This is a genomic window from Aeromonas sp. QDB18 (assembly GCF_027705325.1).
Taxonomy (GTDB): domain Bacteria; phylum Pseudomonadota; class Gammaproteobacteria; order Enterobacterales; family Aeromonadaceae; genus Aeromonas; species Aeromonas caviae.
The window spans coordinates 1-11,839 of sequence record NZ_JAPDBQ010000135.1; the positions used below are offsets into that span (position 1 = coordinate 1).

Consider the following 11,839-nt stretch of genomic DNA (forward strand, 5'->3'; position numbering starts at 1 on the left):
TGGATTTAGGGACTCAGAATACTTTTTTCTGAAAATCAAGGCGGCCTTCCCCGGAAAGCCGCGATGAACCTCTTTTTACAGCATGAGTATGGAAGAGGCGGAGCTGGCCAAGCTCCAGGGCTCCTTGCCTGCGGATTATGAGGTGGATGTCCTGTTGCCTCACCTCAGCACTCTGGTGTTGCAGATACGGCGCAACGTGCAGCTGTTTTGCAGCTCTTCGGGGAACAAGGAGCTCTCCAGGCTGGTGCTGACCGGAGGGGGGAGCCTGCTGCCGGGGCTGGCCGGACAAATCGGCAGCGAGCTCAACTGCGAGGTGCTGCATCCCGATCCCTTTGCACTCTTTGGCAAGCCGCAGGGAGAGGGGGGGGCTGACTCATGGAGCCAAGTACATGACGGCGCTCGGGCTGGCACTGAGGAGCTTCACACCATGTCAAATATAAACCTTCTGCCCTGGCGGCAGGCTCGGGCGCAGCGTCAGAAGAAACAATTCGGTATCCTGTTCGGTCTGTTCCTGGCGGGGACGGCAGCCATCGCCTTTGCCGCAGACTGGCTGGTGCAGCAGCAGATCGGTTACCAGCAGCAGCGCAATCAGCGGTTGCAGCAAGAGATGGCAACCCTGGACACCCAGCTTGGGGAGATCAGGCTTCTCAAGGAACGGCGCAAGGAGTTGATTGACCGCATGCAACTCATCGAGCAGTTGCAGATGCGCCGCAACATCCCTGTGCGTCTGTTCAATCAGCTGCCGGTGCTGGTCCCCAATGGGGTATATCTTGATAGCCTTGCCTTGCAAAACAACAAGATAGATGTGAAGGGAAAGACCGAAGCCTATGGCAGGGTTGCCAGCATGATGCGCCGAATCGACGGTTCCGGCTGGCTGACACAATCCCAGCTCAGCACCATTTTCACGGCCGAGGTGGCCCCCATCGCCCTGAGCCAGTTCTCCATGATGTTCCAGATTGCCACGGCGCTACCCAACGTGGCTAAGGGGCAAAAATGAACCTGCAACAACTCAACGACCTGGATCTCAATGACATTGCCCGCTGGCCGCCGATCGCCAAGGGCATCTTTGTCTTCTTCTGCTGTGCTCTGCTTGGCGGGGCACTCTATTACTACGTGATTGCCAATTCCCTGGCGGCTCTGGGTCGTGAAGCCGCAAAAGAGACCGAGCTCAAGGGACAATTCGAGAGCAAGGCCATGCTGGCCGCGAACCTGGAAGCATACAGAAAGCAGATGGTCCAACTGGAACATCTGGTCGACACTCAGCTCAAACAGCTGCCCAACACCCACGAAGTCGCCGGTTTGCTGGATGACATCAGCTTCATTGCCACCGACAACGGTTTGACATTGAACAGGATCAACTGGGAGCCAGAGGTGAAACACGAGTTCTCCACCGAGCTGCCCATGCGCATCGAGGTCGTGGGCACCTATCACGAACTTGGCAAGTTCACGGCGGACATGGCTGCTTTGCCCCGCATCGTGATCCTGGATTCTTTCCAGCTCAGCCAGGGGAAGGGGGGTGAGCTGATCGGTATGTCCATGCAGGCCAAGACCTACAAGTACAACGGCAAAACCGTGGAGAAAAAGCCATGAGCATGAGAGCGGGCGTACTTCTCTTGTCGGCGCTGCTGTTGACGGCCTGTGGGGGACAGGAGGACATGGATGAGTATGTCAAACAGACCAAGGCCAGAAAGCCGGTACCGATCGAATCTTTGCCGGAGATAAAGCCCTTCTCTCCCATGGTCTATCAACGCAGCGATCAGCGTAGTCCGTTCATTGCACCCCAGCCGGAAACCAGTTCCAGGCTGGATGCCAAGGCCAAGCCGGACTGTGCCCAGATAGTGGCCAATCGGGAAAAGGAGGTGCTGGAACGCTACTCGCTTGCCAGCCTGAGCATGAAAGGCTCCATCGGCAAGCAGGGGCAGTTGTGGGCATTGATCAAAACCCCGGACGGGCAAGCCGTGCGCGTCGGGCTCAACCAGCACATGGGGCTGGATCAGGGCAGGGTCATCAAGATAACGAACACGCATGTTGACTTGATGGAGACGGTACCGGATGGCAAAGGATGCTGGGTCACCCGAGAAACCCAGCTGGCCATGGCCAATCTCGACGCAAAACTATGATCAGGGATGAGCAGAGATGAGAACAACAATAAGAAGGATGACCGGTGTGGCGCTGCTGTGGCTGGGCGGATGCACTCAGGTGTGGGCAGTACCCGCGTTGCAGGAGGTCAAGGTGAATCCCCTGCTGGCCGATCAACTCCTGCTGGAGCTCAGCTTCAGCGAACCGGTCAGCGGTTTTACGGACAGGTTGACCTATGAACCCAATCAGCTTCTGCTGCACGTACCCGGGGCCATCGGTGCCCTGACGGTCAATCCCCTGCCCATCAAGCAGCAAGGGGTGAACAACCTCCTGGTGGAGGGGAAGGGGCAGGGGCTCGACATCAAGATCGCCCTCGATCAGCTCACCCCCTATCAGGTCCATCAGCAGGGCAATAAATTGCTGGTGGCGCTGGGAGACAAGGCAGGGCAGCCGGTCGCTTCCTCGGCGGCGCCTGTTGCAGCCAGCCAGTCTGCGCTCGTCAGAAGCCAGCCGGTGACCCAGTCTGCGCTGATTGACACCCAGCGGGTTGCCCAGAACCAGTCCCAGTATCAGGCTCAGCCGGCCGTGGCTGCCACGCCTACTGTGGCTCCTTCGCCCGTTGCCCCCAGCAAGCCGGTGTTGTCCGTGTCTCAGGCAAACATGGGTGGCGCCTACTTCAACTCGGTCAAGGGCGTGGATTTTCGTCGTGGAAAGGAAGGTCAGGGGGAGTTCCTCGTGACGCTGGACAACAGTTCGGCGGCGGTGGATGTCAGCAGCCGTGGTCAGAAAGTGCTGGCCAAGTTCCACGGTACCCGGGTGCCTGATGATCAGCTCAACCTCATCAATGTGCAGGACTTTGCTACCCCGGTCTCCCAGGTGGAGGTGTTCCGCCAGGGCAATGACACCCTGTTCGAGCTCTCAGTGAACGGCCAGTTTGACTACCGTTACGATCAGGCCGACAAGATGTTCATCATCGAGGTGAAAAAACGGGTTGCCACCACGGCGGCGAAGCAGTACCAAGGCAAGCCCATCTCATTGAACTTCCAGGATATTCCTGTTCGTACCGTGTTGCAGATCATCGCCGATTTCAACAATCTGAATCTGGTGACCACGGACTCGGTCTCCGGCAACATCACGCTGCGTCTCGATGGCGTGCCCTGGGAGCAGGCGCTGGACATCATCCTCAAGGTCAGAGGGCTGGACAAACGGCTGGACAACAACATCCTGCTGGTGGCACCGGCGGACGAGATTGCCGCTCGCGAGAAACAGCAGATGGAGAGCCGCAACCAGGTGGCGGATCTCGTTCCCCTCTACACCGAGTATCTGCAGATCAACTATGCCAAGGCATCGGAAGTGGCGGCCCTGCTCTCCTCCGAGAGCACCAAGCTGCTCTCCCCCAGAGGGGCGGTCAGCGTGGATGAACGTACCAATGTGCTTGTGGTCAAGGACACGGCGGATGTCATCAGCAACGTCAAGCGGATGCTGGATATCCTCGATATCCCGGTCAAGCAGGTGGTGATCGAGGCGCGCATGGTGACCATTGATGATGGTTTCGATGAGGCACTGGGGGTGCGCTGGGGTGTGACCAAGACAGACGGTCATGGCAACGGCACCTCGGGCACCATAGAGGGTAATGATGGCGCCGGAAACAATGATGGCAGTTCCACCATCACTCGCCCCAACGTAGAAGACAGACTCAACGTTAACCTGCCGGTGACCAACGCGGCCGGCACGCTGGCGTTCCAGGTCGCCCGTCTTGCCAATGGTACTCTGCTGGATCTTGAACTCTCGGCTCTGGAAAAGGAGAGCAAGGCCGAGATCATCGCCAGTCCGCGTGTCACCACGGCCAACCAGAAGCCGGCCCTGATCGAGCAGGGGACCGAGATCCCCTATGTGGAGTCCTCTTCCAGCGGGGCGACCTCGGTCACCTTTAAGAAGGCGGTACTGAGCCTCAAGGTCACGCCGCAGATCACCCCGGACAACAGGGTGATCCTGGACTTGACCGTGACTCAGGATACCAAGGGTGAAACCGTGCCGACCGGAACCGGGGATGCGGTGTCCATCAACGCCCAGTCCATCACCACCCAGGTGTTGGTCAACAACGGTGAAACTCTGGTGCTTGGCGGCATCTATCAACAGACCATCAAGAGTGATGTCAGTAAGGTGCCGCTGCTGGGGGATATCCCCGGGTTGGGCTATCTGTTCAAGAAAACCACCAGTGAAAACAAGAAGCGTGAACTGCTGATCTTCGTGACCCCGAGGATAGTGACCGACGCCCTCTGAAAACTTTACTTGTGAGAGTAAAACACATATAACCTTACGCCCCGATGAGGCTGGGGCGTAAGGGCTGCGGTTGCCAGTCCTGGTTTCTACTGAGATAATCCCCCTCCTGATCCATCGCAAGATAAGGTTCATAGGTACCCCGGTCGAGTGTTTACCGGGGCCATACAGTTTGTAATTACTAACGAAAAGACATGGCTGAGAAACGCAATATTTTCCTGATAGGTCCCATGGGTGCGGGCAAGAGCACCATAGGTAGACATCTGGCAGAACAACTGCACATGGAGTTTTTCGACTCAGATCATGAGATTGAGCGCCGCAGTGGTGCCGATATCGGCTGGGTGTTCGATGTTGAAGGCGAAGAAGGTTTCCGGATCCGCGAAGAGAAGGTGATCGGTGAGCTCGCCGAACAGCAGGGTATCGTGCTGGCAACGGGTGGCGGTGCCATCAAGAGCCGTGAAACCCGCAACAAACTCTCCGCACGCGGCATCGTGGTCTACCTCGAAACCACCATTGAAAAGCAATTGGCGCGAACCCAGAGAGACAAGCGTCGTCCCTTGCTGCAAACCGAAGAGCCGCCCCGTGAAGTGCTTGAGCGTCTTGCGCAAGAGCGCAACGCCCTGTACGAAGAGGTTGCCGATTTTGTCATCCAGACGGATGACCAGAGTGCCAAAGTTGTCGCTAATCAAATCGTCAAGTTGATTGGTATGTAATTCATTAGAGGACGTCCATGGAAAGGTTGAAGGTCGAACTGGGTGAACGCAGCTACCCGATAGAGATAGCTGCCGGTCTGCTGCAACGCCCCGATGTACTGGCGCAGACGATCAAGGGCAAGCGGGTCATGATTGTGACCAATACCGTGGTCGCGCCCCTGTATCTTGAACAGATCATTCAGTTGCTGTCCGGTTTTCAGGTGGAACACCTGATCCTGCCCGATGGCGAGGCCTACAAAACCCTGGCGACTTTCGAGCGGATCATGTCTGCTCTGCTGGAAACCAGCCATGGTCGTGATACCACTCTGATCGCTCTGGGGGGCGGTGTGATAGGTGATGTTGTCGGCTTTGCTGCGGCAAGCTACCAACGAGGCATTCCGTTTATTCAGGTGCCTACCACGCTGCTCTCCCAGGTTGACTCTTCCGTCGGCGGCAAGACCGCCGTCAACCATCCCCTCGGCAAGAACATGGTGGGTGCCTTCTATCAGCCCAAGCATGTGATCATCGATACCGACTGCCTCAAGACCCTGCCTGCCCGGGAATTTGCCGCCGGCATGGCCGAGGTGATCAAATACGGCATCATCTGGGATGCCTCCTTCTTCTCCTGGCTCGAAACCAACATGACCCGCCTGCAGTGCCTTGACGGTGATGCACTCTCCTATGCCATTCGTCGCTGCTGCGAGATCAAGGCCGATGTGGTCGGTCAGGACGAGACCGAGCACGGTGTGCGCGCCTTGCTGAACCTGGGACATACCTTCGGCCATGCCATCGAGGCGGAGAAGGGTTATGGCAACTGGCTGCACGGTGAAGCCGTGGCGGCGGGAACCATGCTGGCGGCCGAGACGGCCCTGGCTCGTGGCGACATGACGGCGCAAGAGGTGGCACGAGTCCGCGATCTGCTGTTGGCCGCCGATTTGCCGGTCAAGGCACCGTCCGATATGGATTTTGCCGCCTTCATTCGCCATATGCGCCGTGACAAGAAGGTGCTGGAAGGCAAACTGAGGCTGGTGCTGCCGATCGGGATCGGACAGGCCCAGGTCGTGGCCGATGTGACAGACGAGCAATTGATGGCGGTGATCGAGTCTGGTCGTGACCACTAATAAATTGCTCAAGCTGCCTTCTCAGCGGCAGTTGGTTGACCGGCTGCTGCACCTGATCGAGTTCAACCACCCCTTCGTTTTTCTCTCCGGCAAGCCAGGCAGTGGCCGTGGCACACTGTGCGAGTCGCTGCTTGCCCAACTGCCCGATGCGGTGCGGGTGGCCAGCCTCATCGGCAGCCCGTCCATGAAGATGGCGGATGTGCGCCAGCTGCTGTTGCAGCAGGTGGTGGCACGTCCCCTGTTCAACGCGCAGGATGCCGTGGCGGACAGCTTCTTTCGCATGGTGGGTGACAAGCCTGCCAGACTGCTGCTCATCATCGAACGTGCCGATACCTTGCCTGCCGAGCTGGTGGGGGAGTTGTGGGCGCTCTGTCGTCACAATGATACCCTGGCATCTCCTCATAAACTGGCCATCCTGCTCTCGGGTGATGACGCCTGGTGTCGCAACCAGAAGGCGCTCCTCAAGGGACGAGCCATGCCAGCCCTCGAGCTGGAAGTCGCGCCACTGAGCGCTCCTGAGCAACGTATCTTCTTGTATGAGAAGGCCAAAGAGCTCAAGATCCCGACAGCCCTCTTGCCCAAGCCGAAAGTGGAAGAGATCCTGAATGGGGCGGGCGGACATCCGTCAGCCATCATGCAGTTACTGGAGGATACCATGACCGACAGAAGGCCCAAGAAACGTCAGGCCGAGTTGCCCGTCAAGAAGATAGCGATCGTGCTTGCCCTGGTGGCGGGCGGGTTGCTGGCCCTGAGCTATCTGCCCCTGTTCGACAGTGCAGGCCAGGACCCCGCCCAGGCACCGTCCCAGGGGATGGCGTTGCCCGATCCCGTCTCAAGCGATCCTGTGAACGTGGGTGCGGCGAGCGGGGCCTTGGGTACTCAGGCGAGCAGTGGCGCCGCTGCCATCCCGTCAGGGAATCAGGTTGCCCGCGATTGGCAGTCCGATGCCAAGCCCTTGCCCAAGAAGGTCGAGAGCGAGACGGTCACCACGGAGTCAACCAACTATGAGGGGCGCCGGGTCGTCATCTCCGACGAAGTGGTCGAGAAATTGATGAACCAGCCGAATGTCAGCGGCGCCTTGCCCACGGCCGTGGTGGATGAGCTGGTGGGGAGCGGTTCCCGTGCGGTCCCGACCGGAACGACGGCCCAGGTCAAGAATCCGGCCCCGAGCAGTGTCCCGGCCCGGACAGAGGCTCAACCGGCCAGTGGCGCGCAGACAGCGCCGGTCGCGGCCCCAGCGGCCAAGGTGGCGTTGACGCCGGTGGCGACTCTCAACAAGAAGCCGAAGAATCACTACAGCATCCAGTTGATGGGGGCGAGCAACACCAAGGCGGTAGACAGCTTTGTGGCCGAGCATGGCTTGGCGGGCAAGGTGTGGGTCTACAAGACCCGTTTCCGTGGCAGTCCCTGGTATGTAGTGGTGCAGGGAGACTACGCCAGCAGTGCCCAGGCCAAGGCGGCCATTCGCAAGCTGTCACCTGCCTTGCTCAAGGGACAACCCTGGCCCAAGTCATTCGCCCAGATACAAAAAGAATTGAAGCAATAGCCAGCCACCCGAAGAAGGGGGTAGAATCACCCCCCTTTTTTGGGCATAGCCTTGTCAACACCGGACTTCCATGAAAAAAACACGCGCGTTTTTAAAATGGGCCGGGGGAAAATACTCCCTGGTCGAAGAGATCGCCGAGCGTTTGCCGGCCGGGCGTGTGTTGCTGGAGCCCTTCGTCGGGGCGGGATCCGTGTTTCTCAACACGGATTACGACGCTTATGTGCTCAACGACATCAATCCGGATCTCATTGGCCTCTACAACCACCTCAAGCAGCAGCCGGACAGCTTCATCAGCGAGGCCCGCAAGCTGTTCGTGGCCGAGCACAACCACAAGACCGCCTATTATCGGCTCCGTACCCAGTTCAACCAGACCGCGGCCGGGTTTGAACGGGCTCAGTTGTTCCTGTTTTTGAATCGCCATGGTTTCAACGGCTTGTGCCGTTACAACAAGAAGGGGGGGTTCAACGTTCCCTTCGGTTCCTACAAGAAACCCTACTTCCCGGAGAAAGAGCTGTGGGCCTTTGCCGAGAAGGCGCAGAAGGCGACGTTCATCTGCGAAAGCTATGCCGACGCCATGGCCCGTGCAGAGGAAGACTGGGTGATCTACTGCGATCCGCCCTATGCCCCCCTCTCCACCACGGCGAGTTTCACCACCTATTCGGCAGGCGGTTTCACCCTGGACGATCAGGCGCTGCTGGCCAGGCTGGCTCGCCACACCGCCGCCCATAAAGGGGTGCCCGTGCTCATCAGCAACCATGACATCGAGTTGACCCGCGAGCTCTATCGTGGCGCCCGGCTCGACGAGATCCTGGTCAAGCGTACCATCAGCCGCAACGGCGGTGGTCGCAACAAGGTGGCCGAGCTGCTGGCGCTCTACCCGCCCGGCATCGAGCCCGAACAGGGCTATTATCCCGGCGAGGCGGAGCTGGTTGCCGTCGGCTGAGTGAACAACGGTCCCTGAGGGGGCCGTTGTCATTTCTGATGCTGCCGCTGGTATTCCGTGAGCCGCGCCTGGCATCGTTTGCCGGCGATGGTGCCGGAGCGGCGTGTTCTGTAGATGCGGGTCGTTTTCATCGCCCTTTTGCGATAAAATTGCGCCGTTTTTTCTGCCACGCTGCCAATGGATGACGCTGATGAAAGACTTTCTGATTGCCCCCTCTATCCTCTCCGCCGACTTTGCCCGTCTGGGTGAGGATGTGGCCAAGGTGCTGGCCGCCGGGGCCGACGTGGTCCATTTCGATGTGATGGACAACCATTATGTCCCCAACCTGACCATAGGCCCCATGGTCTGTCAGGCGCTGCGCGATTACGGCATCGAAGCGCTCATCGACGTGCACCTGATGGTCAAGCCGGTGGATCGCATCGTGCCTGATTTTGCCAAGGCCGGTGCCAGCCTGATCACCTTCCACCCGGAAGCCTCCGATCACGTGGATCGCACCCTGGGCCTCATCAAGGAGCAGGGTTGCCAGGCCGGTCTGGTGCTGAACCCCGCGACCCCGCTCAGCTGCCTGGAGTACGTGATGGACAAGCTGGACGTGATCCTGCTGATGTCGGTCAACCCGGGTTTTGGCGGTCAGAGCTTCATCCCCGGCACCCTCGACAAGCTGCGCCAGGTGCGTCGCCTGATCGACGAGAGCGGCCGCGACATTCGCCTGGAAATCGATGGCGGGGTCAAGGTCGACAACATTCGCGAGATTGCCGAGGCGGGTGCCGACATGTTCGTGGCGGGCTCTGCCATCTTCGGCAAGCCGGATTACAAGGCGGTGATCGACCAGATGCGCGCGGAGCTTGCCCATGTCCGTCGCTGATCGCCCCTTTGACCTGGTGCTGTTCGATCTGGATGGCACCCTGATTGACAGCGCCCCGCAACTGGCGCTGGCGGTCAACCGTACCCTGGCGGAGCTGGGGTTGGCCGAGGCCGACGAGTCCGTGGTGCGTACCTGGGTCGGCAACGGCGCCGACAAGCTGATCCAGCGGGCTCTCGATTACCGCGACGCCCCGGAGCAGTTTGCCAAGGCCCGCCCCCTGTTCGACCGTCACTATCAGGCCTGTCTGCTGGAAGGCCTGGCCATGTATGACGGAGTGGCCCGTAGCCTGCGCCGTCTGCAGGGGCTGGGTTACCAGCAGGCCGTGGTGACCAACAAACCGAGTCACTTCGTGCAGCCCATTCTGGAGGCCCTCGGCATCAGCGACTGTTTCGCACTCTGGCTCGGGGGCAACTGCGTACCCGTCAAGAAACCGAGCCCGGAGCCGCTGTTGCACGCCTGCCACGAGCTGGGTGTCAGCCCGTCCCGCACCCTGATGGTGGGGGATTCCGAAAATGACGTGCTGGCCGCCCAGGCCGCCGGCATGAAGGTGGTGGGGCTCACCTATGGCTACAACTATGGCCGCCCTATCGCAGACTCTCGCCCCGACTGGGTTTGCGAGCAGTTTGCCGAACTCGACGCCCTGCTGGTCTGATCCAGACCGGGCTGGCGGATAACAAGGATTACTACTCTGATGACTAAACCAATCGTATTGAGCGGTGCTCAACCCTCGGGCCAGCTGACCATCGGCAACTACATGGGGGCCCTGCGTCAGTGGGTCAGCATGCAGGATGACTTCGACTGCCTCTATTGCATCGTCGATCTGCACGCCATCACCACCCGGCAGGATCCGGCCGCCTTGCGCAAGGCGTGCCTCGACGCAGCCGCCCTCTATCTGGCGGTGGGCATTGACCCGGCCAAGAGCACCGTCTTCATCCAGTCCCACGTGCCCCAGCACGCCGAGCTCGGCTGGATCCTGAACTGCTACACCCAGATGGGCGAGCTGTCGCGCATGACCCAGTTCAAGGACAAGTCCGCTCGTTTCGAGAACAACGTCAACGTCGGCCTGTTCGGTTATCCGGTGCTGATGGCGGCCGACATTCTGCTTTATCAGGCCAATCAGGTGCCGGTTGGTAATGACCAGAAGCAGCATCTGGAGCTGACCCGCGACATCTGCACCCGCTTCAACAACCTCTATGGCGAAGTCTTCACCCTGCCGGAACCCTTCATTCCGACCGAAGGGGCCCGGGTGATGAGCCTGCAGGACCCGACCAAGAAGATGTCCAAGTCCGACGACAACGAGGCCAACTTCATCGGCTTGCTGGAAGATCCCAAGCAGATCGTCAAGAAGATCAAGCGGGCGATGACCGACTCCGACGAGCCGGCCGTGGTGCGTTTTGATCCCGAAAACAAGCCGGGGGTCTCCAATCTGCTGACCCTGATGTCCGGTGTGACCGGCCGCTCCATCCCGGAGCTGGAGCAGCACTTCGAAGGCAAGATGTACGGCCACCTCAAGAGTGAAACGGCCGATGCCGTGGTCGCCTTGCTTGAACCCATCCAGGCGCGCTTCCGCGAGCTGCGTCAGGATGAGGCCCATCTGCAGGCCATTTTGGCGGCTGGCGCACAAAAGGCGCGTGAAAGGGCTGAAAAAACCCTGATCAGCGTATATGATGTCGTCGGCTTCGTTCCTCGAGCCTGACATACTGGGAAGGTGTAGTAGAAGAGAGCTGGGTGGATGCCTGGCTTTCTTTGTTTTACACCTTCCGGTTTGTCGCAACCTCCCCCAATGTCAAACACGGGCTTTGCCCCAAGAGAAAGCATGTCTGTCGAATCACAAACCCTGAGTGAAGAGTTGGGTGACAAGGGTCACTGGCTGCGCAAGTTTCGCAAGGCCAAGAGCCTCAATACCTTGCAGTTGATGGTCTCCAACGCCATCGACAAGCACCACAAGACCCCGGCCATCGCGGCTGCCATCTATCTGGCCGAGTGCCAGCGGGAACGGGAACTGGAACAGGGCCGCTATCTGGACCGCTGAGGTCCGTTGTCAGCCCTTGCCAAGGTGACTCCTTCCCATCTGCCTGTCACGACCTGTGCCCTTTTCCCGGTCGCCTCCCGTCTCTTTTACCTTGCCATCCTGACATGGAGCGGCTGATGCTGCCCGATCGGGGACAGGCCCACCGCCGGGTGGGGTCGACAGGCCCGGATCGCCATTGAAGAGCGGACAGACTGCACAGCAGGTCAGGGCGGGATCGCACTTTGTTAATGAAATTTGAACAGGCAGATCGTCTGTGATCTAATCGCGTCTCCATGCAGGAG

The 11,839-nt window shown here is 59.4% G+C and carries 12 protein-coding genes and 1 pseudogene; all 13 read left to right on the forward strand.

Translation table 11 applies throughout. The annotated features are described in order from the left end of the window. Positions 1-70: 70 nt before the first annotated feature. A pseudogene (pilM, locus tag OKC30_RS21440) lies at positions 71-440 on the forward strand (pilus assembly protein PilM); the annotation flags it as partial. Further along, complete coding sequence (gene tapN, locus OKC30_RS16775; RefSeq protein ID WP_039039579.1) at positions 428-997, forward strand: PilN family type IV pilus biogenesis protein TapN; 570 nt, start codon at positions 428-430, stop codon at positions 995-997. The pseudogene pilM and the gene tapN, both read left to right, overlap by 13 nt. Next, positions 994-1,590 (forward strand): PilO family type IV pilus biogenesis protein TapO, encoded by a 597-nt coding sequence (gene tapO / locus OKC30_RS16780; RefSeq protein ID WP_041212566.1) that lies wholly within the window; start codon positions 994-996, stop codon positions 1,588-1,590. The genes tapN and tapO overlap by 4 nt, the downstream gene beginning before the upstream one ends. Positions 1,591-1,592: 2 nt before the next feature. After that, positions 1,593-2,120: a pilus assembly protein PilP gene (locus tag OKC30_RS16785; protein ID WP_029314119.1), complete on the forward strand. Its 528-nt coding sequence runs from the start codon at positions 1,593-1,595 to the stop codon at positions 2,118-2,120. 16 nt (positions 2,121-2,136) lie between these two features. Beyond that, a complete protein-coding gene (locus OKC30_RS16790; RefSeq protein ID WP_270809706.1) occupies positions 2,137-4,362 on the forward strand; it encodes a type IV pilus secretin PilQ in 2,226 nt (741 codons plus the stop codon). Between the two features lie 191 nt (positions 4,363-4,553). Next, positions 4,554-5,072, forward strand: coding sequence for a shikimate kinase AroK (gene aroK / locus OKC30_RS16795; RefSeq protein WP_010673824.1), 519 nt, complete (start codon positions 4,554-4,556; stop codon positions 5,070-5,072). A gap of 17 nt (positions 5,073-5,089) precedes the next feature. Further along, positions 5,090-6,172, forward strand: coding sequence for a 3-dehydroquinate synthase (aroB, locus tag OKC30_RS16800; RefSeq protein ID WP_160838184.1), 1,083 nt, complete (start codon positions 5,090-5,092; stop codon positions 6,170-6,172). After that, positions 6,162-7,718, forward strand: a complete 1,557-nt coding sequence (locus OKC30_RS16805) for an SPOR domain-containing protein (protein ID WP_160838182.1) — start codon at positions 6,162-6,164, stop codon at positions 7,716-7,718. Before aroB ends, OKC30_RS16805 begins: the two co-directional genes overlap by 11 nt. 70 nt (positions 7,719-7,788) lie before the next feature. Beyond that, on the forward strand, positions 7,789-8,661 hold the full coding sequence (locus OKC30_RS16810) for a Dam family site-specific DNA-(adenine-N6)-methyltransferase (protein WP_029314124.1): 873 nt from the start codon (positions 7,789-7,791) through the stop codon (positions 8,659-8,661). Between the two features lie 190 nt (positions 8,662-8,851). Beyond that, entirely contained in the window at positions 8,852-9,526 is a 675-nt protein-coding gene (rpe, locus tag OKC30_RS16815; RefSeq protein ID WP_041212569.1) for a ribulose-phosphate 3-epimerase, read from the forward strand. Beyond that, a complete protein-coding gene (locus OKC30_RS16820; RefSeq protein ID WP_010673829.1) occupies positions 9,513-10,178 on the forward strand; it encodes a phosphoglycolate phosphatase in 666 nt (221 codons plus the stop codon). Before rpe ends, OKC30_RS16820 begins: the two co-directional genes overlap by 14 nt. Positions 10,179-10,217: 39 nt before the next feature. Then, positions 10,218-11,222, forward strand: coding sequence for a tryptophan--tRNA ligase (gene trpS / locus OKC30_RS16825; protein WP_010673830.1), 1,005 nt, complete (start codon positions 10,218-10,220; stop codon positions 11,220-11,222). A gap of 120 nt (positions 11,223-11,342) precedes the next feature. Then, the gene (locus tag OKC30_RS16830; RefSeq protein ID WP_010673831.1) at positions 11,343-11,558 is read left to right on the forward strand and encodes a hypothetical protein; all 216 of its coding nucleotides are present in this window, start codon (positions 11,343-11,345) and stop codon (positions 11,556-11,558) included. Positions 11,559-11,839: the final 281 nt, after the last annotated feature.

What these genes read in the sequence shown, in the direction of transcription:
- trpS (WP_010673830.1), top strand. Translation starts at nt 10,218, where the DNA reads ATGACTAAACCAATCGTATTGAGCGGTGCTCAACCCTCGGGCCAGCTG.
- OKC30_RS16785 (WP_029314119.1), top strand. Translation starts at nt 1,593, where the DNA reads ATGAGAGCGGGCGTACTTCTCTTGTCGGCGCTGCTGTTGACGGCCTGT.
- tapN (WP_039039579.1), top strand. Translation starts at nt 428, where the DNA reads ATGTCAAATATAAACCTTCTGCCCTGGCGGCAGGCTCGGGCGCAGCGT.
- OKC30_RS16820 (WP_010673829.1), top strand. Translation starts at nt 9,513, where the DNA reads ATGTCCGTCGCTGATCGCCCCTTTGACCTGGTGCTGTTCGATCTGGAT.
- tapO (WP_041212566.1), top strand. Translation starts at nt 994, where the DNA reads ATGAACCTGCAACAACTCAACGACCTGGATCTCAATGACATTGCCCGC.
- OKC30_RS16810 (WP_029314124.1), top strand. Translation starts at nt 7,789, where the DNA reads ATGAAAAAAACACGCGCGTTTTTAAAATGGGCCGGGGGAAAATACTCC.
- rpe (WP_041212569.1), top strand. Translation starts at nt 8,852, where the DNA reads ATGAAAGACTTTCTGATTGCCCCCTCTATCCTCTCCGCCGACTTTGCC.
- aroK (WP_010673824.1), top strand. Translation starts at nt 4,554, where the DNA reads ATGGCTGAGAAACGCAATATTTTCCTGATAGGTCCCATGGGTGCGGGC.
- OKC30_RS16830 (WP_010673831.1), top strand. Translation starts at nt 11,343, where the DNA reads ATGTCTGTCGAATCACAAACCCTGAGTGAAGAGTTGGGTGACAAGGGT.
- OKC30_RS16790 (WP_270809706.1), top strand. Translation starts at nt 2,137, where the DNA reads ATGAGAACAACAATAAGAAGGATGACCGGTGTGGCGCTGCTGTGGCTG.
- aroB (WP_160838184.1), top strand. Translation starts at nt 5,090, where the DNA reads ATGGAAAGGTTGAAGGTCGAACTGGGTGAACGCAGCTACCCGATAGAG.